Source organism: Pseudomonas sp. FBCC-B1565 (assembly GCF_059133265.1).
The window spans coordinates 4,438,267-4,458,958 of record NZ_CP101438.1 but is presented as its reverse complement, the minus strand read 5'-3'; the positions used below and the strand labels follow the sequence as shown (position 1 = coordinate 4,458,958).

20 protein-coding genes are annotated in these 20,692 nt (G+C 61.0%); 13 read left to right on the top strand and 7 right to left on the bottom strand.

Annotated features, from left to right (window positions below; genetic code table 11):
• The first annotated feature begins 85 nt into the window (after nt 1-85).
• The 4 genes from NL123_RS20500 (at nt 86) to NL123_RS20485 (ending at nt 2,601) form a co-directional block, all read left to right on the top strand.
• Nucleotides 86-1,015, top strand: coding sequence for a type III secretion effector protein (locus tag NL123_RS20500; RefSeq protein WP_494356227.1), 930 nt, complete (start codon nt 86-88; stop codon nt 1,013-1,015).
• A gap of 333 nt (nt 1,016-1,348) precedes the next feature.
• The gene (locus NL123_RS20495) at nt 1,349-1,516 is read left to right on the top strand and encodes a type III secretion effector protein (RefSeq protein WP_248487482.1); all 168 of its coding nucleotides are present in this window, start codon (nt 1,349-1,351) and stop codon (nt 1,514-1,516) included.
• Between the two features lie 324 nt (nt 1,517-1,840).
• Nucleotides 1,841-2,041, top strand: a complete 201-nt coding sequence (locus tag NL123_RS20490) for a hypothetical protein (protein ID WP_248487484.1) — start codon at nt 1,841-1,843, stop codon at nt 2,039-2,041.
• Entirely contained in the window at nt 2,038-2,601 is a 564-nt protein-coding gene (locus NL123_RS20485; RefSeq protein WP_494356226.1) for a type III secretion effector protein, read from the top strand. The genes NL123_RS20490 and NL123_RS20485 overlap by 4 nt, the downstream gene beginning before the upstream one ends.
• Before the next feature lie 2 nt (nt 2,602-2,603).
• On the opposite strand, the gene NL123_RS20480 is transcribed toward NL123_RS20485, so the two are convergent.
• Entirely contained in the window at nt 2,604-3,755 is a 1,152-nt protein-coding gene (locus NL123_RS20480; RefSeq protein ID WP_494356225.1) for an MFS transporter, read from the bottom strand.
• Nucleotides 3,756-4,108: 353 nt separating this feature from the next.
• Here NL123_RS20480 and NL123_RS20475 point away from each other — a divergent pair, with 353 nt between their 5' ends.
• From NL123_RS20475 to NL123_RS20455, 5 genes are all read left to right on the top strand, one after another.
• Complete coding sequence (locus NL123_RS20475; protein ID WP_248487488.1) at nt 4,109-5,095, top strand: diaminopimelate epimerase; 987 nt, start codon at nt 4,109-4,111, stop codon at nt 5,093-5,095.
• A 307-nt stretch (nt 5,096-5,402) separates the two neighbouring features.
• A complete protein-coding gene (locus NL123_RS20470) occupies nt 5,403-7,418 on the top strand; it encodes a type VI secretion system Vgr family protein (RefSeq protein WP_494356224.1) in 2,016 nt (671 codons plus the stop codon).
• Nucleotides 7,418-8,254, top strand: coding sequence for a DUF4123 domain-containing protein (locus NL123_RS20465; RefSeq protein ID WP_494356223.1), 837 nt, complete (start codon nt 7,418-7,420; stop codon nt 8,252-8,254). The genes NL123_RS20470 and NL123_RS20465 overlap by 1 nt, the downstream gene beginning before the upstream one ends.
• Entirely contained in the window at nt 8,247-9,011 is a 765-nt protein-coding gene (locus NL123_RS20460; RefSeq protein ID WP_248487495.1) for a hypothetical protein, read from the top strand. The genes NL123_RS20465 and NL123_RS20460 overlap by 8 nt, the downstream gene beginning before the upstream one ends.
• A 14-nt stretch (nt 9,012-9,025) precedes the next feature.
• Nucleotides 9,026-11,176, top strand: coding sequence for a lipase family protein (locus NL123_RS20455; RefSeq protein WP_494356222.1), 2,151 nt, complete (start codon nt 9,026-9,028; stop codon nt 11,174-11,176).
• 8 nt (nt 11,177-11,184) lie between these two features.
• Here the strand turns inward: NL123_RS20455 and codA are convergent, their stop codons facing one another.
• The 6 genes from codA to NL123_RS20425 form a co-directional block, all read right to left on the bottom strand.
• Nucleotides 11,185-12,420 carry a cytosine deaminase gene (codA, locus tag NL123_RS20450; protein WP_248487499.1) on the bottom strand — a complete coding sequence of 412 codons (1,236 nt, stop codon included), beginning with the start codon at nt 12,418-12,420 and terminating at the stop codon, nt 11,185-11,187.
• 27 nt (nt 12,421-12,447) lie between these two features.
• Complete coding sequence (locus NL123_RS20445; protein WP_494356221.1) at nt 12,448-13,653, bottom strand: PucR family transcriptional regulator; 1,206 nt, start codon at nt 13,651-13,653, stop codon at nt 12,448-12,450.
• A complete protein-coding gene (gene codB / locus NL123_RS20440; protein WP_494356220.1) occupies nt 13,650-14,918 on the bottom strand; it encodes a cytosine permease in 1,269 nt (422 codons plus the stop codon). Before codB ends, NL123_RS20445 begins: the two co-directional genes overlap by 4 nt.
• Before the next feature lie 191 nt (nt 14,919-15,109).
• A complete protein-coding gene (locus NL123_RS20435) occupies nt 15,110-15,733 on the bottom strand; it encodes an NUDIX hydrolase (protein ID WP_494356219.1) in 624 nt (207 codons plus the stop codon).
• A gap of 95 nt (nt 15,734-15,828) precedes the next feature.
• Nucleotides 15,829-16,185, bottom strand: a complete 357-nt coding sequence (gene queD, locus NL123_RS20430; RefSeq protein ID WP_003190259.1) for a 6-carboxytetrahydropterin synthase QueD — start codon at nt 16,183-16,185, stop codon at nt 15,829-15,831.
• 579 nt (nt 16,186-16,764) lie between these two features.
• The gene (locus NL123_RS20425) at nt 16,765-17,844 is read right to left on the bottom strand and encodes a patatin-like phospholipase domain-containing protein (protein WP_494356218.1); all 1,080 of its coding nucleotides are present in this window, start codon (nt 17,842-17,844) and stop codon (nt 16,765-16,767) included.
• A gap of 158 nt (nt 17,845-18,002) precedes the next feature.
• On the opposite strand from NL123_RS20425, the gene NL123_RS20420 reads away from it, so the two are divergent.
• Genes NL123_RS20420 through NL123_RS20405 form a run of 4 tightly spaced genes read left to right on the top strand, consistent with a single transcriptional unit; the run spans nt 18,003 to nt 20,642 of the window.
• A complete protein-coding gene (locus NL123_RS20420) occupies nt 18,003-18,305 on the top strand; it encodes a PepSY domain-containing protein (protein ID WP_248487510.1) in 303 nt (100 codons plus the stop codon).
• Nucleotides 18,305-18,616 carry a PepSY domain-containing protein gene (locus tag NL123_RS20415; protein WP_071489688.1) on the top strand — a complete coding sequence of 104 codons (312 nt, stop codon included), beginning with the start codon at nt 18,305-18,307 and terminating at the stop codon, nt 18,614-18,616. Before NL123_RS20420 ends, NL123_RS20415 begins: the two co-directional genes overlap by 1 nt.
• Nucleotides 18,616-19,284, top strand: coding sequence for a response regulator transcription factor (locus NL123_RS20410; RefSeq protein ID WP_494356217.1), 669 nt, complete (start codon nt 18,616-18,618; stop codon nt 19,282-19,284). Before NL123_RS20415 ends, NL123_RS20410 begins: the two co-directional genes overlap by 1 nt.
• Nucleotides 19,281-20,642 (top strand): sensor histidine kinase, encoded by a 1,362-nt coding sequence (locus NL123_RS20405; RefSeq protein WP_494356216.1) that lies wholly within the window; start codon nt 19,281-19,283, stop codon nt 20,640-20,642. The genes NL123_RS20410 and NL123_RS20405 overlap by 4 nt, the downstream gene beginning before the upstream one ends.
• The last annotated feature ends 50 nt before the right edge of the window (nt 20,643-20,692 follow it).

The following is a 20,692-nucleotide window of genomic DNA, read 5'->3' as shown; positions in this document are numbered from 1 at the left end:
CCCCACACATGGGCATACCTGAGGGGCCTCGACGCTACGTTGGAGCGACAGCCTGAAGGTCACGCTCACTGTATTGGAGAAACTCATGTCGGTATCGACTCTCGATGCACCCGCATCTGCATCAAACACGTCCAACCGTGCGCTGGCAGACGCCAAGCCTCAGGCCAAACCTGCCGGCTCGGCGCCTACAGCGCTTTCTTTCAATGACCATGGCAATGCCAGCGTCAGCTTTCACGCCAAAGAGAATAAGTCCGGGCCTGTGTTTGGTAATGCTCAGCCAACCATGGACCGTCACTTTCCGGGTCAGCACAGCGCGTTCATGCCGCTCAGTTTGCTGGATAGGTTGAGAGAATGGATGGCCAGTTTGTTTGCTGGTCACCGACCATCGATGCGTCCGGGTTGTGGTAATCCACCGCCAAGGCCAAATCCTGGCTGGAGCAACCCGCCGCCACGACCGAACCCCACTGTTGGCAAGCCCTGTCCGACCCGACCGTGCGAATCTGATGCTGACTACAGCCTGAAGAGCCGTAAACAGTTGATGGGGCTGATGCGCGACAATTTTCCAGCCTTCCAGGATCCCAGGTACCCGGGTTACCTGAGCGTTGACAGCCTTAAAGCGAAGGCGAATCGGCCGTTGCTCCCTGAGTACGGTCCGAACAAAAAAGAGAACAAGAAAAAGAACCAGGAAACTCTCCTGGCCAGGCAAGTCTTGAAAGATCCGAAACTTATGGATGCCATCTTCCGAAACCCGGTCACAGGCGCACGGGAGCGTCTGGCCAGCCCACAAAGGCTGGACATGCTTGCCAAAAGGGAGGACTACTTCACCTACTACAGCGAAAAGCAATTGCGCCAAGAAGTGCGTGAGCATTGGGGCCGGAATCCGCGGATCGAAGTCCTCCAGAGGTCGGCGAACAGACCGCTGACGGGTGATTCTGATAAGGACCATCAGACCCTACTGGCGCGGGAGCTCCTTTTCCTTCGCAGCGATTTGGTGGCAGAGCTGTTCAAAAAATGACTTCTAAACCAGTCCTGTGGCGCGGTTACTGACGTCTCGCTAATTATCTTTCATGCGCCGCAACAACGGTTGCGGCGCGGTCATCCATCGTGCGTGAACTGTTTGCGCTCAATGCCACTGACCTCCTATCCAACGGCTTTGTTAAAAACGGTCACTCTTCAGCTAACACGTGAGAGCTAACCAATGACTTCAACCTCCTTCAACCGCCCCCCCGTGGGCTGCCAGGGGTTTGCTGGCTCTGGCCATGAGCCGGACCTCCCCGCAGCAGGTAGAGGCATCGCTAAAGAGGATCCTCTGGGCACGCCGTATTCACACGCTGCCGAGACCCGCCGTATGAAGGCCTTCGATGGCCAGGGCAAGTTCCAGGCGCCGGTCGCCGATGACTTTTGCCGCGGCTTGACCGAGTCTGGACTGCACTCGGTGGATGATGCCAAGGCGCCAGGAAGCGTCGGGGTCTTCGATGGCTTGAAGACCTGGTTGCGCAGACAGAGGGGCAATTGATGCCCGGTGTCAGCATCTTTTTACATGCTGTCATTGGTAGTTACCGATCTGACGGAACTGCCGTATGTATTCGGCCACACATCAGGTGCCCGTCTGCCTGGAGTCCATTCAATGATTTCGGTGATCACGGTCGCGCTCACTAAACCGGTGAGGATCTGAAAAAGTTGGAGAAAACGCATGAGTATCGAGGGTGTATCAAGACTCTGCCGGCCGGCCCCGAATGTCGCAAGTGAGCCATCAACCCCGTCACAACCGGCCGCCCAGCCTTACACCAGGAATGCGGTTTATGCTGCGCAGCCGGATGGGGCGCACAGGCCAAGGCTGTTGCGCACAGCGCAACTCGGGCTGAGTCACCGGGCGCTGCAGAATGCGCCCACCGCACGCGCACAGGTCAGCGAACCCGACGCAACATGGACCGACAGGCAACTGGCGCAAGCGTTGGAAAAAGGCTTCGGTTTGCTGCACCCGTTTCTGAAAGAGGGGCGATTGACGTACTCTGCGTTGTGCCGGGTGGCCGCTGAATGATGGGGCAAAGCGATGAGCTGAACAGGGTCATCAACGTCGTCCGCGAACTGCTCAAGCGTCCATCACTGATTGACGCGATCATGAACCGCGACGGTTACATCACGCGAGACAGTCTCATGGCAGCCGCTGCTTTACCGGGTAACAGCTCGCCCAGTGAGTTCAGCCAGGACCCGTTCCATGCCCAAGACAATGACTGCGTAGTACAGGCCTTGAAGAACCTGTTCGAGCAACTGAGGGACCCGACCAAGGACCGCACGTTCCTTTTTGAACCGTATCAGTACCTCGCGATTGAAACGCTCATGAAGGTCATGCAGGACCCCTACGAGGTTGATCATGACGGTGTCCCCATGCTGGAATCTTCTACCGGCATGCCCAAGCCCAAGTACAGCGAACTCTGTGTCTATACCGCGAAGAACATTATCGAGCGCCCGGGGCTGCTGCTTTCACTGGAACGTGTCAACAGCCCGCGACTGTTCGGCCCGCCTCATCATGCAGGCTATCTCAGTAACAAGAGCCTTGATCTCTGGCGGGAGCGGTACAAGGGGCGCAAAGCACGCTGACATTAGACCTTGAGGATTTTGCCGCTGATGGCCACCGCGGCCAGCAGTAGGGCGATCAGCAAAAAGGCGGTACTCAGGCTGCTGCCATGGGCGATAAAGCCGATCACGGCGGGGCCGGCAAGAATACCGGCGTAACCCAAGGTGGTAATGGCCGGCACCGCGATATGTTCCGGCATGACCTTTTGCTTGCCGACGGCGGTGTACAGCACCGGCACAATATTCGAACAGCCGGCACCGACCAGCGCATAGCCCAGCAGTGCGGTTTCCCATGCCGGAAACAAGGTGGCCAGCAACATGCCTGCGGTGGCCAATGCGCCGCCTATCACGATAACGCGCGTGGCGCCCAGGCGTCGCACAATGGCATCGCCGGTCAGGCGTCCAGCCGTCATGGTCAAGGCGAATGCTGCATAACCCAGGCCTGCATAGGCTTCGTCCAGGCCGCGTTCGGCACTCAGAAACACGGCGCTCCAGTCGAGCACCGCGCCTTCGGCCAGAAAAACGATAAAGCACAGGCAGCCGATAAACAGCACCACACCGTGGGGCACGGCAAACGCCGGGCCGGAACTTTCACTGCCATAGGGCAGCAGGTGCGGCGCAGCCTTGAGCAGCGCCGCCAGCGTAATGACGATCACCACCAGGGTCGCCTGCAATGGCGACAGGCCCAGCCCCAGCAAACCCGAGACACCCGCCGCACCGACGATCCCTCCCAGGCTGAACAGCCCATGAAAGCCCGACATCATGGTTTTGCCGCTGGCGCGCTCAACGATCACCGCCTGCAAGTTGACTGTGGAATCCACCGTGCCCAGGCCGGCACCAAACAGGAACAACCCAGCCATCAGCAGCGGAATCGAACTCACCGTCGCCAGCATCGGTAATGCCAGGCAGATCATGATCGTCCCGGCGCTCAATACGCGTCGGCAGCCGAAACGTGAGGCCAATGCACCCGCTGCGGGCATGGCAATGATCGAACCGACACCCAGACACAGCAGCAACAGGCCCAGCGTGCCTTCGCTCAGTCCGGCGCGAGCCTTGGCATACGGCACCAGCGGCGCCCAGGCCGCGATGCCGAAGCCGGCAATGAAGAAAGCGATACGGGTCGACATTTGCTCCAGCCGCCCGGGAACCACGGGCGCTGAGGGGGGGATGGCAGTCATGAAAAATCCTTGGTTTTGCGTTCAACGAACGATGTCCGGCGCGACATCCTTGCACATCAGGCCTTGGCGTGCGAGCCGGGTTCCCTTGGGATTCCGGCTGCCCTGAATTTTATTTTTACAACGTGGAACGCCAGGGCGATTTGCGGCCACATAAGCAGTACCAAGTTTGTAGGAGGCGGTCTGGAAGGTGCGTAATCCCAGCGAGAGCGTTTGAACCCCAGGGTTCTCGCGGTGGATTACCACCTTCCAGGCCGCTTCTGAAAACGCGTCAAGCGGGTGGTATGCAACGCCGGGATCCCCCACAATCGAGCAGCTCCTTTTTACGATCAACACCTGCCTCGGTGGATGACCTCATGACCCTGTTCTACGACGCTCGCGGCAACATCTATGGCGTGGCCAGCCCGGCTTTATTGCGCCGCAAGGGCATTGATGTACCTGAGAGTGCTGAGCGTGCCGCGGTTGCTCGTACCGCCTGGACAGCGTCGGCTATCGCCTCGGAATGCAGCTGGGGCTCGGTGCCGCACCCGGCTGGTGGCAAGGCCCATCGTTGTGATGGCTTGCTGGTGGGGCCGTTCCAGGACGCGCCGCCGTTCGATCTGCTGATCGTAAACACCGACGGTTCCCTGGCCGAGCGCAGCGGTAATGGCTTGACGATTTTCGCCCAGGCTCTCACCGACCAGGGCCTGATGACCGAGGCTTGTGAGTTGCGGGTCCATCACGACAAATCGGATGCGCAATCGCCGGTCGCTACTCGGGTGGAACCCACCGTTCGTGACGATGTTGCAGGGTTCTGGCTTGAGCTGGGGGTACCTGCCTTTGGGCTTGCGGCGGTGGGCGCGCAGGGGGTTGGTCAGGTGTTTCTGGAGGGGACTGAACTGAGCCATGTCACCGAGCTGGCGGCGATCAGCCCACAGTGGGCCGCCAGTCAATTCGTGCGGGTGGGCAACCCCCACTGTGTGACGCTGGTCCAGCAGCTCTCGGCGTTGCCGGATAACGCACAGATGCTGCTGCCAAAGCTGTTCGAGCCCTTGAAGGCGATCGCCTTTGCGCCCCCGGCGGGCGGCGGCCAACCTTGTGGGGCGGGGGTCAACTTGCAATGGGCGGCGCGCCAGCCTGGCAACCAGGTCATAGCGCGGGTGTTCGAGCGCGGTGAGGGGCCGACCGCGTCCTCCGGCACCAGTGCCAGCGCCGTCGCCTGCGCGGCATGGCGTGCGGGCTGGGTCGAGAGCGGTGAAGTTGCAGTGGTGATGCCGGGTGGCGTTGCGCCGGTACGCTTGCACGCCCAGGGCGAGACGCTGCTCGGCGTCAGTCTGTTCGGGACCGCACGGCTGCAGGCCTGAGGTTTTTTAACGGCTGACGCTGTGATTGAGTGTCGGCTGTTTCTTTGTCAGTTAGTTGTGATTAAGAAGGTTAATGTAGGACATTTCTTATTGTTAAGAAGTGGCACATTGACTCGTTTTATTATTTTGTAAAAGACACTTCCAACTTCTTTGTACGAATCTTCTTTTTTATTTTAAAACAGCCGATTTTTTCCCGTAATCGCTAAGCTTTGAGGCGTTCAGGGGGCTTTTTCTCGGCAGCTTATTTGCACACTTAACGAGGCAAAGCATTCTTGCGCGCTCATTAATTTACGGCGGGTAACAACGGATGGTTAACGCGTTTGTTTCGTCACGTTTCAAACTGATTCTTCCTTGCATGGACACCGACTTTCAGGTGCTGGCATTCAAAGGCCGCGAGGTCCTTGATCAGCCTTTTTTCATCCAGGTGCAGGTGGTCAGTGAAAATCCTTCCCTTGACCTTGAGAGGTTGCTCCATCAACCCGCCTACCTGGATTTCGGAATGGGCGAAGGGCTGCATGGCCAGGTTTACGCAATCGGCCGGGACGACCCTGGCCGGCGCATCACGCTCTACCACCTGACCCTGGCACCCCGCCTGGCCTACCTTGCACACCGGCGCGACCAGCGGATCTTCCAGCAACGCAGCGTGCCGCAGATTATCGCGGCGGTGCTTGAGCGGCATGGCATCCTGGCGGGCGCCTACGCATTCGAGCTTGGTCCCGTGGTGTATCCGCCACGCACGTTCTGTGTTCAGTATGCGGAGAGCGACCTGCACTTCATCCAGCGGCTGTGTGAAGAGGAGGGCATTCATTACCATTTTCGTCATAGCGCAGATGCTCATCTGCTGGTATTCGGTGATGACCAGACGGTGTTTCGCCGCTTGCCCCAGCAGCGCTATTGCCCTGCTGGCGGGCCGCAAGCCGCTACGCAGGTGGTCCAGCGTTTTGACGTGCGCCTGGCCACACGCACCCAGAAGACGGTGCGCCGCGATCATGACTTCGAACATCCTTCATTGCAGCTGCACGACTGCGCCGGCCCGGCTCCGGCGCAACCTCTCGAGGACTATCGCTACCCAGCGGGATTCACTGGCCATGCCCGGGGCAAGCGGTTGGCGCGGCGGGGGTTGGAACGTCACCAGCGCGACCGTCTTCGGGCATTGGGCCGCAGTGATCAACCGGCGCTGCGCAGCGGGCATTTCCTTGAATTACACGATCATCCCGATCCGTCCTGCAATGACTTGTGGCTGATCACTTCAGTGCGTCATGAAGGTTATCAGCCGCAGGTGCTGGAGGAGGTGACGCCCACCACTGATGCATTCCAGGGGTATCGCAATCGCTTCACCGCGACGCCTTGGCAAGCGGTGCATCGACCGCCCCTCAAACATCCCAAGCCGACCATCAATGGCAGCCAGACCGCAACCGTGACCGGGCCGCCGGGGGAGGACGTGCATTGTGACGCCTATGGCCGGGTGAAGGTGCGCTTCCACTGGGACCGCCTGGACAAGGCGGATGATAAAAGCAGTTGCTGGGTTCGGGTTGCATCCGGATGGGCCGGTGACGGGTTCGGTGCAACGATCATCCCGCGCGTGGGCATGGAAGTGCTGGTGACCTTCCTTGAAGGTGACCCGGACCAGCCGTTGATCAACGGTTGTCTGCCCAATGCGTCGCATCGGCCCGCCTACCCGTTGCCGCAGCACAAGACCCGCAGTGTCTTGCGCACCCGCAGTACGCTGGGGGGCGAGGGCGCCAACGAGTTGTACCTGGAGGATCGTCGTGGCAAGGAACTCATTTATCTTCGTGCGCAACGGGACCTGGAGCAGCGGGTCGGCCATGACAGTCGGTTGGAAGTGGCGGGGGAGCGACGGGAGGTCATTCGCGGATTGAGCACTGCTCATCTGGAAAGCGAAGAACATCGTCATATCACCGGCGATCGCAAGATCGAGCTCAAGGCGAACGACTACCTCGATGTACAACACGACAGCCGAACGCATGTGGGGCAAACCCTGATCCTGGAGGCCGGGCAGCAGTTTCATCTCAAGTCCGGTGCCAGCCTGGTGATCGACGCCGGGGCGCAACTGAGCCTCAAGGCGGGTGGCGAGCATCTGGTCATCCAGGCCGGCGGCATCTTCAGCAGTCGCCCCATTACACTGGGTGGGGCACCGCCCGTCACCCTGGCGGCGAATGCCTCGGCAGCGGTCGACACACCCAGGATCTCCGTGGTGCAAGGCAGCCTCATGGACTTGGCCAGGCAATTGGGGGCGGATTACTGCCCGGTGTGCGAACGCTGCCGCGAAGGTCAGTGTGAACTGGCAGGGAGGGCCGCTTGATGCCAAGCATGCCAGGCCAGTGGATGGACCAGCAGCAACAGAGGGGACGGTGCCTGTGTTTGATCCTTGAAGGGCAGAACGACGCGCGCACGCCGCTGCTGGAGGTTCGCGACTTGCCGGCGTACCGCAGCGTCTATGCCCAGACCGCCGTGGCGGAGTTGGCGGCCGAAGGCCCGGTGATCGTGCTGCTGGACCAACTGAGTGAACCCGTCTTGCTTGACCTCTTGCAACAACCCGATACGAACTGGGGCTGGCTGGGCAGTTTGCCCAGCGAAGACCTGACGGCAGTGACCCGACACTGGCGTGACAGGCTGCTGGTGGGCCCGGAAGGCGCGCAATCGCTGTACCGCTTCCACGACAACCGTACCCTGGCGCGTGCGCTGGCTCATCTGTGCCAGGACCGCTGGCCGGTATTTCTAGGGCCATTGATCAGCGTGTGCTATTGGCACGAAAGCCACTGGCACACGGCTGACAACCGGGCTCCCGGCGAGTATCCGGTGCCGGATCCCGCGCCCTGGCTGGATACGCCCAACCCAAACGCAGCGGCCATCCTGCACGCCAATATCCTGCGTTACCTGTTGACGGAGCACAGTGAAGACCTGGCGACATTGGTGGAATTCCAGGACCCGCGAATCTGGCTGGCACAGGTACTGGAGCAGGCGCGTGCCTGGCAGTGGCAGGGGGCGGAGCAGCTGGAGTTTCTGGTGGTGCGAAGACTGGAGGAGGCGACTCGGAGCAGTGTTTTGCAGTGGCAGCCAAGGGTCGGGGAAGCGCCTGGGCAGCACTTTGAGCGGGTAGTGGAACAGTGGCGATTGATGGGGGGAAAGCATGAGTAGGCGAAGGTGGGGGGTGTTGATGGTACTGGGGGTACTCGGGCTGACGGGGTGCGGGGGGAAACCGGTGGATCGATTTACGTTGGAGGTGGATTTGCCAGCGGAATTTGAACTTAAAACTGCCGCAAATTATCTGCCTGCTACCGGTGAGACCTGTACGTTGCCGCGACGTCGGGGTAAGCGACCTGAGCGGAAAGTCTTTTTCACGGATTTCAAAGCTGCGGCGAGCAGGGTGAGCTATGAACTGCCGCTGAGTGAAAAAATCGAGGGCTGCCCTTCGGTACTGAGAAGCCTGGAGTTTGAGTTTTATGCGAAGTGGGGCAAACGTGATACGGACGTGGGTGGGAGTTTTGCCGCTATCTCCGTTCGCGACCCCTCGGACGCTGATATACGAGGCATGCCAGTAACGGGTGTTCAGGAGCTACATAAGCAATGTCAGTGGTTGTTCCGCACTGTGGGGCTGCAGCACGCGATCGTCAAGGTTCTTACATGCAGTTCGTCAGGTGCAGCAGTCCCGTTATCCAGACCTGTGCAACGAGATCAGCTATCAGGAAAAACGCTCAGGATGGTGCTGACGATGACCGATGAGGAAGACCCCTATTTTGATAACAACTGGGTCGTTGTTCCCGGTGGATGGAAGCGTTGTAGAGGCAAGGATTTTGAAGATCTGGATGCGTTTTGCAACGGCAATACCACTGACTTCAAACCTATAAAAATGCCGGACGGTCGCATTTGCGATGTCTACCCATCCTGCAAGTAAGCAAGGAGAATCTCATGAAGATGGATGCACGGAAGCAGGCTTTTTTCAGTGACAGCAAACCGGCTTGCTCATTGCGAGGGCATTGGGTGAGTTTTTGTCTGGTCGATGAACTCGGCGTTGGGACGGCGTACGGTGGATTGCCTTACACCGTCCACGACAGTGCAGGGCAACAGTACAAAGGCAGACTGAATGGAGAGGGCTTTGCCAAGTTAGCCAATATTTACTGCGGTCCTGTAATCCTTGTTTTTGACGATCCGTATTCAGGAACAGAACGGTTGTATCAGAGGTTGATGTCGCGCCAGACTTATAAACTTCCAATCACCGAGTTGCAGATTCGTGCTGAGCAAACTCGATTTTCTGCCTCGGATGGTCGGCGTACTGAAAGCAACCCCGCCCAGTTGAAAGCTGACTGTTTCTACCAGGTTGAAGTCCGTGATCTGGTTCGCCATGTTGCCCACTTGCCACCGATTGCCCAGCGCACTCATCAACCTCGACGACACGCATTGAAAATGCTCGCCGACCTAGGGTTTTGGCCGCCCCAATCGACGCTGGTGGGGATCGTGTTGTTCCCCAACCACCATACTGCGCTGGAGGTTCGGCCGCTGCGAGCCTTGCGCCCGTTGTTTTCCAACGAAGACAGCTTTTGTGCCTTGAACCTCTATCAATTGGCATTGATGGCAACCTTGAGCTACTGCAATTTCGGGCAAGAACCCGCTCGAGCACCCACTGAGGAGGTTCGATTTCCTTTCGATCCGAGTGTCGGCCATCTATTCGCTGAAAAACTCTCGGGTTTCCACGAGGCATGGCGGGTTGATGCCGAGCAGCAGCAACGCTTTTATCCCGTCTATGAAGACGTCCCTTACTCCCGACGATTCGAGATCCTGCCCTTCGATCCTGAGTTGTATCCTCAGAACCATCCTGAGCGGGCAGAAGAACAAGAATATCCTTCGCGTTTGCATTTTTTCGACGACGAAAAATTCGGCACTGATACCCAGGCGTTCATCACTCATCACGAAGAGGTGATTCTGATTGCGGTGCGCGGAACGGCCAGCGCTGCTGACGGGTTACGGGACGCTAATGCTCATCAAGTGGTTTTTTTGGAGGGCGTTGGCAAGGTGCATGAAGGTTTCTATCAAGCCTATCAGGCAATGCGCAACTTCATACTCAGCTACCTCAGACAATTTCACACCAACCAACGAATAATCATCTGCGGCCACAGCCTGGGCGGTGCAATTGCCTTGCTCTTGGCAGAAGGCCTGCGTCGGTCGCCGGAGGGCAACTACAACATCCTCCTCTACACCTACGGCGCCCCCCGCGCCGCCGATTCCGAATTCACCGCGGGCGCCTCCACCCTGGTCCACCACCGCATCGTCAACCATAACGACCCTGTCCCCAGCGTCCCCGCCCCGTGGATGAACACCACCGCCAAGCTCTGGGTCCCAGGCGCCGTCACGCTGTTCAGCGCGCCCGCGCCGGGTGGGTTGCTGTTCGCTGCCGGCCTGGTACGTTTCGGTGGCAACCCCTACGAGCACCATGGCGAACAACACCATTTCATGCCGATCACGCTCCCGGATGGCACGCATTCTTCGGTGTTGTGGCAACCCGGCTGTGAGTCCATCCAGGAGGCCGGTTGCAACCGGGCGCTGCAACTCCACGGTGATATGCCTGAACGTGACAACCTGCTCAAGCAGCTGTTCCAGGCCAGCCAGCATTTCATGACCGCCAGCTACATTCCGGCCGCCTGGGCAACACTCCGGCGCTGGCAGCAAACCCAGGAAAGCAACGGGCCCTTGGTAACGCCGAGGGAATTCGAACTGCTCGACCACGCGCTCGAGACCATGCGCCAGCAGTTGCGCAACAAGCGTCGGGAGCTGGCCCGTCTAAGGGCCGCCAACGACCGAGGTTATGAGCACAACGAAGCCTTGAACACCGAAATCGACCGCTTGCACACCAGTCGCGAACGCCTTGCAACCCTGCGTTGGCGCCGTCTGGAAGCCCGTGATGTCTATGGCAGTCATGCCCATGCTGCCCACTTGGCACCGAGCCTCAAGCGCTGGTTCAGCCACCGTGAAAATCGCGAGCTGTCGCAGGTCGCCCGTATCCCTCCCGCTCTGGATAACGACAGGGGGAGGGCGCATACGCTGGATATCGACTCGATCGTCTGACCGAGCTTCTACGCAAACTCCACCTGGGCTGGCCGGCGCGTCATCAACACCTTGCCGTTACGGATCGAGTACAGCGGCAGGCCCTGGCTGCGGATGACCTCGTAGTCGCTGTCCGCCGAGAGGATCAACAGGTTGGCCGGGCGTCCCGGTTCCAGGCCGTAGCGATCACCCAGGGCCATGGCCTTGGCGCTGTTGTCGGTGACCAGGTCGAGCGCGCTTTGCAGGTTGCGGTAGCCGAGCATGTGGCAGATGTGCAAACCGGCTTCGAGCACCCGCAGGATGTTGCCGTTGCCCAGGGGGTACCAGGGATCGACGATGGAGTCCTGACCGAAGCACACATTCATGCCGGCTTCGAGCAGTTCGTTGACGCGAGTGACGCCTCGGCGTTTCGGGAAACTGTCGAAGCGACCTTGCAGGTGAATGCTCTCGGTGGGGCAGGAGACAAAGCTGATACCGGAATGCCCCAACAGGCGAAACAGCTTGGCGCAGTAGGCATTGTCGTAGGAGCCCATGGCGGTGGTGTGGCTGGCGGTGACGCGAGTGCCCATGTCGCGGCTGCGGGCTTCTTCGGCCAGCACTTCGAGAAAGCGCGAGTGTGGGTCGTCGGTTTCGTCGCAGTGCACATCCACCAGGCAGCCGGTGCGTTCGGCTAGGTCCATCAGGAACTTCACCGAACTCACGCCCTGGTCGCGGGTGTATTCAAAGTGGGGGATGCCGCCGATCACATCGGCGCCCAGGCGGATGGCCTCTTCCATCAGTTCGCGCCCGTTGCGGTACGACTCGATGCCTTCCTGGGGGAACGCAACGATCTGCAGGTCAATCAGGTGTGTGCTTTCCTCGCGCACTTCCAGCATGGCCTTGAGCGCGGTGAGGTCCGGGTCGGTGACGTCAACGTGGGTGCGCACATGCTGGATACCGTGGGCGGCCAGGGCCTGTATCGTCTTCTTGGCACGGGTCTTGGTGTCTTCCTGGGTGATGGTGGCCTTGCGCTCGCCCCAGCACTCGATGCCTTCGAACAGGGTGCCGCTCATGTTCCAGCGCGGTTCGCCAGCGGTCAGCGTGGCGTCGAGGTGAATATGGGGTTCGACGAAGGGCGGGGTCACCAGATTGCCGGCGGCATCCAGGTCTCCCGTGCCCAAGGTGGGTACCGTCGATTGCGCGGTGATACTGGCGATCCGGCCATGTTCCAGGTGCAGATCATGCAGGCCTTCACGGTTGCGCAGGCGGGCGTTGATGATGTGCATGGGCAAGCTCCTCTTGGCTAAAAACAATCAGGCAGACAGTCGCCAGATCATCAGCGCAATGCCAATGTCCAGGCGATCATATGAATTATCCAGCGTCAGCCCGCACAGGGCTTCGATGCGCTGGGCACGGTGTGTCAGGGTGTTGCGGTGCACGCCCAGCCGCTGGGCCGCGGCCACCAGGTTACCATTCTCGTGAAACCAGGCTTCCAGGCTCGGCATCAGGTTGGGGCCATGCTGCGCGTCGTGGCGCAGCAAGGGGCCGAGGCGTTCATTGAGGAATTGATCGAGCAGGGCGCGATCACGCACGCCACTGAGCAACTTGAGTACGCCCAATTCGTCGTAAACGCACAGCCCGGCGCGCTCGCTGAAACGCCGCGCGGCCGCCAGTGCCTGGCGTGCTTCATCCTGCGCCTGGGCCAGGCGCGCCGGTGGGTGCGCGGTGGCGCTGAGGCCGATAAACAATTTGAGCGGCGCCAGGCGCAGGTTCAACGGGTTGAGCCAGTTAACCAGTTGCTGGCGGTTGGCCAAGGCGGCGACGGCGTCCGGGGCCGGCAGCAGCAGCGTCCATTGGCCGGCCCGCCCAAGTACCGGCAACCCCGCCGACACCTGACGCAAGCGCCGGCTGATAGCGTCATGCTGCCGCGCCAGTTGTGCCTCGAACGACGCCGCGTTGCCTTGGGCAAACAGCAACTCACTGCCTTCCAACTGCAGTTGCACCACCTGCCAATGCCCAGCCAGTGACAGGCCCAATTGCATGCCTCGATGCAGCAGCAAATCCAGGGATTGGTAGTCGCCGGTCAGCAAACGTTCCAGCACATCGTGCCGCGAGCGACCCAACTGCTCGGACTGGATCAGCGCCGAGCCAATGGCCTGGGTCACCAGCACCATTTTCAGCGAGTAGGGCTGTTCGATCAGCGGCATGCCGGCGGCTTCGGCGGCCTCCAGCAAGTGTTGGGGAATCGCCTGGATGTACGCCAGCCCCGTGAGGATCACCAGCCCGGCCACCTGACGCTCGCAGGCTTCCTCCAGCAGTTGCATCAAGTTGTGTTCGTCGCGGGGGTGGTTGATCCCGGTGACGAACACCAGCTCGCCGCCCAATACCCACTCGGCAATCCCGCTGTTTTCCGCCACGTAGGGCCAGCGTACGGCGTTCTCCAGGCCGGCCGCGCCGGCGCGCAGGCGCATGGATTCCAGGCCCGGCAGGGCTAGCACATCGGCGATGGTCAGGCTCATGCCTGGGCGTCAGCCAAGGGGGCCCGCACGCGTAGCACGGCGGTGAGCGCGATGTAGGTCAGCGACGCGGCAACGATGCCCACCAACGGCGCGACCCAAGGCGAGTTGAACGCCAGCACGGTGCCCACCGCATAGGCCAGCAGCCCTGGCCAGTTGAACGCCGGCAGGCGCGCGTCGGCCAGGCGTGGATAGTGGCCGCGATAGCGGTAGAAGAAGTCCGCCATGATCACCCCGCCAATCGGCGGGATCACCGTGCCCAGCAGAATCAGGTACGGCACCAGCATGTCGTACATACCCAGCAACGCCAGTAGGGTGCCGATCACCGCACCGGCCAGGGTCACGGTCTTGCGGCGTTGGGTGCGCAGCAGATTGCAGCCGGCCACTGCGAAGTTGTAGATGGTGTTGTCCTGGGTGCTCCAGATATTGAGCAGCAACATGGCCATCGCCGCCATGGCAAAACCTTGCAGCAGCAACACTTCGACCACGTCCGGTTGTTGATAGACGATGGCGCCGTAGGCGCCGATCAGCACCATCAAGCCATTGCCGACAAAAAAACCGATCAGGCTAGCCAGCACCGCCACCCTGGCCGAGCGCGAAAAGCGTGTCCAGTTGGTGGCCTGGGTCGCGCCGCTGACAAAGGTGCCAAACACCAGGGTGATTGCCGTGGACAAGTCCAACTCACCGGTGGGCACCACCGCGAGCAGCCCATCCAGGCCGCCGACTTTCACCGTGGCCACCCACATCGACAGAAACAGCAGGATGCCCATGGCCGGAACCGCGATATAGGACAGAATCTCCAGCCCGCGATAACCAATGTACGCCGTGGCACAGAACACCAGGCCAAATACCACCATCAACGCCAGCACGCTGCCCTGGCTGAGTTCGAAATACTTGCCCAGCACCACCGCGGCGGTGGCTGTGCCCCAGGCGTACCAGCCGATCTGGGTGAAGCCGAGGATCAAATCGCTGAGCTTGCTGCCCACTTCGCCAAAGCAGAAACGCCCCATCAACACCGAGTTCAGCCCGCTCTTGAAGGCGATGTAACCCAGGCCTGCGGCGTAGATACCCAACAGCAGGTTACCCAGGGCCACGACGCCGAGCATGTCGGTGAAACTGAACGCCACCCCCAGCTTGCCGCCGGCAAACATGGTCGCGGTAAAAAACGTAAAGCCCAACAGCACCATGGCGGTCGACGCCAGGCCTTTGCGCGCATGCATCGGGACTTCGCTAAGGGGGTAATCGTTGCCCGGTTCTTGCTGCGTCATGTGCCTTGCTCCCTGAATGAGTGACGCAGGCCTATTGCACCGTGCGTGCCAAGCCGGCGGCAGTGACAAGCGCACGATGGGCGCTGTGCACCGTGCACAGTATTTATAGCCAAACAGGGAGGAAGTGCCGCAAGGAGTGGTCGCCGTGCCCAATCGGGCACGAAAGCAGTGCAGCAGTGATACAAATTGGATCAGTCGAACAGCGTGTGGGTGGTCTCGCCACGATGGAAGGCAAAGGCCGCCTCCAGATCACTTTCGATGGTGCGCCCGCGGGACAGCGGCGGCAGCTCATCCAGGCGGAAAAAACCCACTTCGGTGGTCTCGAAGCCTGCCATCGGTGCCGACTGGTCCACTGGCTCGCACAGGAAGTACAGCTTGTAGAAGTCCCGCACGTCCGGGCGATACAAGCCCTTGGCCTTGTGCGTGACGCTGTACAACGCCCGCGCCGTCACCGTCAGCCCGGCTTCCTCGCGAATCTCCTTGACGATGTTTTCCGCCGCCGACAAACCGATATCGGCGTAACCGCCTGGCAACGCCCAGTAGCCATCACTCAACTCGCGCACCAGCAGAACTCGGTCGCCTTCAATCACCGCGCCGCGCACGTCGATCATCGGTGTCGAGTAACGCTGGGCGAAGTCGCTGACCAACCCGGTGATACGTTCCAGGGGCACATTGCCTAGTTGCGCAAGCATGCTGTGGGCAATCTCGGCAATTTCCTCCAGGCGTTCACGCTCGAAATCATCGGTGCAGAAGTGCAGGCCCGTGGAGGCCAATGCCTGCAAGCGTTTGGCCTGGGCCAGCCAGGTGTTTTCCATACATTCCTCATCGGTGTGCGAAGGGCGGGCAGATCGAAGGGTGCAATACCAGGCAAAAAAAACCACCGCGAGGGTGGCTTTTTCCTACCGGAGGCTTATTCGCCGCGATAGATGCAACCGCTGGTGCAGGTCTCGTGGATACGAATCGCACTGAGCTCAGGCAGCAGGGGTTTCAACTCATTCCAGATCCACTTGGCCAGCACTTCGCTGGTGGGGTTTTCCAGGCCGGGGATGTCATTGAGGTAGTTGTGGTCGAGGCGTTCGTAGAGCGGTTTGAAAATCGCCTTGATCTCCGAGAAGTCGCGAATCCAGCCGGTATGGGGATCCAGGTCGCCGCTGAGGTGGATCGCCACCTTGAACGAATGCCCATGCAGGCGCCCGCATTTGTGGCCTTCCGGTACGTGGGGCAGGCGGTGGGCGGATTCGAAAGTAAACTCTTTGAAGATTTCCACGGTATTTTCAGCTCGGTCAGGTATCTGGCAGCCGGCGAGTTTAACAGCTTGATCCCTCGCCGCGCATACCGTCCCTCTGTAGACGTTGGCTTGCTGGCGAAATATGGATTGCATATGGCGGGGGCGCTTGCTCCCGCCAGCGGCCTGACAGCCGGCCGCTATCTGACGGTTACTCCGCGATCCAAGTGTGGGAGGGGGCTTGCCCGCGAAGGCGGCCTGACAGCCGACCAGGACGTTGGATCAGACCGAGTACATATCCGTTGTTTAAGTAACGGCTGCTATTGGTTCCGCCCTTACGGCGGGTCACTTTCGAAAAGCCGGAATGCCGGCCCAGTCGAAAGTAACCAAAGCGCTCTTGCCCCAACACTCGGCACCTCGCCTAGGCTCGGTGTGCCCGTAATCCGACAGTGATTTGGGGGGCCGCCGCCACGCGCCATCCATGGCGCGGGGCGGCTAAACCGGCATCCCTGCCGGTTTACCCCCCAAATCCCTGTCGAATTCCGGCCAGCGTGTTTGACGGGGCGCCTAAGATCAAGAGCGGCTCGCTTCGCATCGTGGTTAGCGATGGGAGGCCCGCGTCTACAGGACCTGTAGTCTCTCGCCCAATCGGCCGTTATCCGCCAGCTCCAGAAACTCGTCTCCCAGCCTTCGGCTCTCGCTCATCGCGGTCTGCCAATACTTGTTGCGGCTCGCGTCGTCGCCCATGAAGCGCTTGAAGTCGCTGCGGTCTGGCAGTTTGCCGTGGGGCAGGCGGGCCAGGTAGTCCCTGGAGGGGGCCAGCAGCAACACATCCTGCAAGCCTTGCTGATTGCTGCGTCGCCACGGCAGGCCTTTGTCGAACCAGCCGGGGATGACCCGGTCGGTGAAGTGCGGGTACAGCACGATGTCATCGCCGTGGTAGGGCAGGTCGAGGTGGTAGTCCAGCAGGCCGCCGTCGCGGTAGGTGCCGGCGCCGGCGCCCGGCAGGTCGCGCACGCCTTGCATCACCATGGGGATCGAACCCGAGGCCAGCAGGGCTTGGCGCAGGTTGCCCAGGTCCAGGGGCAGGAAGCGCGAGGGGAAGTCCTTCAGCGCATGCACCGGCGGCGCCTGGCGCGGGTCGTGGATGATCAGCCGTTCGAAGTGCCGCGACAGCCGCGCGCGGCCGCGCAGGTTATCGGCAATCACCGATGACAGGCCCAGCCCGAGCCGTCCGCGATGGTCGTCGGCCAGCAGGCCGTGGCTTTTGACCACCATGATGTTCAGGCGGTAATTCGGGTTGTCCAGCACCCGTGCATCGCGACCGGCGAGCAAGTCGTCGAGCATGCGTTGGCAGCTCTGGCTGACCTCGGCCATGGTCACGCCTTTGGCAAAGCGCTGTTCGTTGTACAGGCGGCCGAGGTCCAGCAGGCCTTGCACCGGGTCGGGCAGGCACGCGCTGGCAAACCGCCAGGAGCCGATGGAGGCACCGATCAGGGCGCGTTCCCGTGGCGCACGGGGCAGCCAGTCGCCGAACAGCGCCAGGTCCAGGCCCTGGATGCCGAGTGCCTTCGGGCCGCCGGCCGCGCCGGGCAGGATGCCCACCTCGGCAGGCGTGAGGCCTTGTTCACGAATGCGCGCAAAGGCGCGTTTGCCGGCCTTGAGGGTCAGGGCGGGAAACTTGATGTGGATGGCTGTCATACCGGTCTCTGTCCGAGCGAGCGGGGCATTATAGAAAATCTCGTGGAATGTAGGGCAAAGGCCTTGGCGGGAATTGCCATGGTGGCAATTCAGTTTCAGTTAAGTTGCAGGGCGTACGGTGGCCGGCGTAGGAAAACATCCTGTAACGGAGACTTATCATGAAGCGCCTCACCGCGCTGGCCGCCGCCGGTATCATCGCCTTCACGGCGACCCAGGCCCGAGCCGTGGACCCCGACAAACCACTGAAAGTGCCGGCCACTGTTACTATTGTCGCTTTCGATCAACTGGAAGCTACGGCCCTGGCCCTGCATCCCGGTTCGACATTGCTGGACACCGACCTCGACGAGGCCTACGGCAAGTACGTGTATGAGGTCGAGTTGGAAGATGCCCACGGCATCGAATGGGACGTTGAATTGGACGCGCTCACCGGGCAGGTCCTCAAGAATCATCAGGATACGTAATGAAGGTAAATTTACGCGTCGGCAGTCGAGTGGCGCTGGTGCTCTTGGCATTCTGCTCCAGCCTGGCGGCCCGCGACCTCAACCAGGATGAAGCCTTGGCGCTGCGCCAGCAGGGGGTGATCCTGCCGCTTGAGCAATTGTTGCAGCAGGCCATGGCGCGTTACCCCGGCTCGCGCCTGCTGGAGGCCGAGCTGGAGAAGAAACACGGCCAATATGCCTATGAAGTGGAACTGGTGACCACCGAAGGTGTGGTGCGCGAGATCAAGCTGGACGCGCGCACCGGTGTGTTGATCAAAGACGAGGAAGACTGATGCGCCTGCTGCTGGTGGAAGACAACGTACCCTTGGCCGATGAACTGATGGCTGGCCTGCAGCGCCAGGGCTATGCCGTCGATTGGCTGGCCGATGGGCGCGATGCCGTGTATCAGGGCCGCAGCGAGCCCTACGACCTGATCATCCTCGACCTCGGCCTGCCGGGCCTGCCTGGGCTTGAGGTACTGGCCCAATGGCGAGCCGCCGCGTTGGCCGTTCCGGTACTGATTCTCACCGCCCGCGACTCCTGGGCCGAGCGCATCGAAGGGCTCAAGGCCGGCGCCGACGATTACCTGGCCAAACCCTTTCACCCCGAAGAGCTGCACTTGCGCATCCAGGCGTTGTTGCGCCGTTCCCACGGCCAAACCAACCAGCCGACGTTGCAAGCGGCCGGCCTGCACCTGGACGAAGGTCGCCAATGCGTGCTGCGTGACGGCGATGAGATCCAGCTGACCGCCGCCGAATTTCGCCTGTTGCGCTATTTCATGCTGCACCCCGAACAGATCCTGTCGAAAAGCCACCTGGCCGAGCACCTCTACGACGGCGAGACCGAGCGCGACTCCAATGTGCTGGAAGTGCACGTCAACCATCTGCGCCGCAAATTGGGCCGCAGCGTGATCGAGACCCGGCGCGGCCAGGGTTATCGGTTTGGCGCCAGCCCTGCATGAGGTCGATCCAGCGACGCTTGAGCCTGGGGCTGATCAGCGTGATGGTGATCGTCGGCGTGGTGCTGGCCCAGACCAGCCTGTGGTTGTTCGAGGCCGGCTTGCAACGCTACCTGGAAGCCGGCTTGCGCAACGACGCCGAAAACCTGCTGGTGGCGCTGGTGCGTGGGCCCAACGGCGTGCAGCTGGATGAGCAACGCCTGTCGCCAGCCTATCAACGGCCGTTTTCCGGGCATTACTTCCGCATCGATTTTGCCGACGTCCACTGGCGTTCCCGCTCATTGTGGGACCAGGAACTGCCGCGCCTGCCTGAGGCGGGGCTGAAGGGCAACCTGCAACTCGGCCCGGAAGGCCAGCAACTGCTGGTGCTGCGTGCGGACTACAAGCGGTTTGGCCAATCGATTTCCATCAGCGTGGCCCAGGACTACACCCCGGTGCGCGAAAGCTTCCGGCTGATGCGCCAGATCGGCCTGGTGCTGGGGCTGGCGGCACTGCTGTTGGTGTTGATCTTGCAACGGGTGACCGTGCGCCGCGCCTTGCGCCCGCTGGAAACCGCGCGCAACCAGATTGCCCAGTTGCAACAGGGGCAACGCTCGCAACTCGATACCCAGGTGCCCCTGGAACTGGAGCCGCTGGTGGCGCAGATCAACCACCTGCTGGCTCACACCGAAGACAGCCTCAAGCGTTCGCGCAATGCCCTGGGCAACCTCGGCCATGCGCTCAAGACGCCTTTGGCCGTGCTGTTGAGCGCGGCATCGAGCGAGACGCTCAGGCAGCATCCCGAACTGAGCAAACTGCTGCGTGATCAGTTGGAGCAGGTACAGCAACGCCTCAACCGCGAACTCAATCGCGCCCGCCTGGCCGGGGAAACCTTGCCCGGTGCGTTGTTCGACTGTGATAAAGAACTGCCCGGCCTGCTCGCCACCCTGACCATGATCCACGGCGAGCACCTGGGCCTGAGCTACCGCGCCACGCCGGGCCTGCAACTGCCCTGGGACCGCGAAGATCTATTGGAACTGCTCGGCAACCTGTTGGATAACGCCTGCAAATGGGCGGATGCCGACGTGCGCCTGAGCATCACCGAGACGGAGCACCATTACCTGTTGGCGGTGGAGGATGACGGCCCCGGCATTCCTGAAAGCCAGCGAGCCCAGGTGTTCAGCCGTGGCGCACGGCTGGACGAGCAGATCGATGGCCATGGTCTGGGCCTGGGGATCGTGCGGGATATTGTCGAGGTGTGGGGCGGGGTGTTGCAGTTGCAGGCATCTGAACTGGGCGGCTTGAAAGTGCTGATCGAATTGCCCTGTGGGAGGGGGCTTGCCCCCGATGGCGGCATTCCAGTCAAAAAACAGATTGGCTGATACACCGCAATCGGGGGCAGGCTCCCTCCCACATTGGATCGCCTTGCATT

Bases quoted from the DNA above. Each gene is read 5' to 3' on its own strand.
- NL123_RS20500 (WP_494356227.1), top strand. From the start codon at position 86: ATGTCGGTATCGACTCTCGATGCACCCGCATCTGCATCAAACACGTCC.
- NL123_RS20495 (WP_248487482.1), top strand. From the start codon at position 1,349: ATGAAGGCCTTCGATGGCCAGGGCAAGTTCCAGGCGCCGGTCGCCGAT.
- NL123_RS20485 (WP_494356226.1), top strand. From the start codon at position 2,038: ATGATGGGGCAAAGCGATGAGCTGAACAGGGTCATCAACGTCGTCCGC.
- NL123_RS20480 (WP_494356225.1), bottom strand. From the start codon at position 3,755: ATGACTGCCATCCCCCCCTCAGCGCCCGTGGTTCCCGGGCGGCTGGAG.
- NL123_RS20475 (WP_248487488.1), top strand. From the start codon at position 4,109: ATGACCCTGTTCTACGACGCTCGCGGCAACATCTATGGCGTGGCCAGC.
- NL123_RS20470 (WP_494356224.1), top strand. From the start codon at position 5,403: ATGGTTAACGCGTTTGTTTCGTCACGTTTCAAACTGATTCTTCCTTGC.
- NL123_RS20465 (WP_494356223.1), top strand. From the start codon at position 7,418: ATGCCAAGCATGCCAGGCCAGTGGATGGACCAGCAGCAACAGAGGGGA.
- NL123_RS20460 (WP_248487495.1), top strand. From the start codon at position 8,247: ATGAGTAGGCGAAGGTGGGGGGTGTTGATGGTACTGGGGGTACTCGGG.
- NL123_RS20455 (WP_494356222.1), top strand. From the start codon at position 9,026: ATGAAGATGGATGCACGGAAGCAGGCTTTTTTCAGTGACAGCAAACCG.
- codA (WP_248487499.1), bottom strand. From the start codon at position 12,420: ATGCACATCATCAACGCCCGCCTGCGCAACCGTGAAGGCCTGCATGAT.
- NL123_RS20445 (WP_494356221.1), bottom strand. From the start codon at position 13,653: ATGAGCCTGACCATCGCCGATGTGCTAGCCCTGCCGGGCCTGGAATCC.
- codB (WP_494356220.1), bottom strand. From the start codon at position 14,918: ATGACGCAGCAAGAACCGGGCAACGATTACCCCCTTAGCGAAGTCCCG.
- NL123_RS20435 (WP_494356219.1), bottom strand. From the start codon at position 15,733: ATGGAAAACACCTGGCTGGCCCAGGCCAAACGCTTGCAGGCATTGGCC.
- NL123_RS20425 (WP_494356218.1), bottom strand. From the start codon at position 17,844: ATGACAGCCATCCACATCAAGTTTCCCGCCCTGACCCTCAAGGCCGGC.
- NL123_RS20420 (WP_248487510.1), top strand. From the start codon at position 18,003: ATGAAGCGCCTCACCGCGCTGGCCGCCGCCGGTATCATCGCCTTCACG.
- NL123_RS20415 (WP_071489688.1), top strand. From the start codon at position 18,305: ATGAAGGTAAATTTACGCGTCGGCAGTCGAGTGGCGCTGGTGCTCTTG.
- NL123_RS20410 (WP_494356217.1), top strand. From the start codon at position 18,616: ATGCGCCTGCTGCTGGTGGAAGACAACGTACCCTTGGCCGATGAACTG.
- NL123_RS20405 (WP_494356216.1), top strand. From the start codon at position 19,281: ATGAGGTCGATCCAGCGACGCTTGAGCCTGGGGCTGATCAGCGTGATG.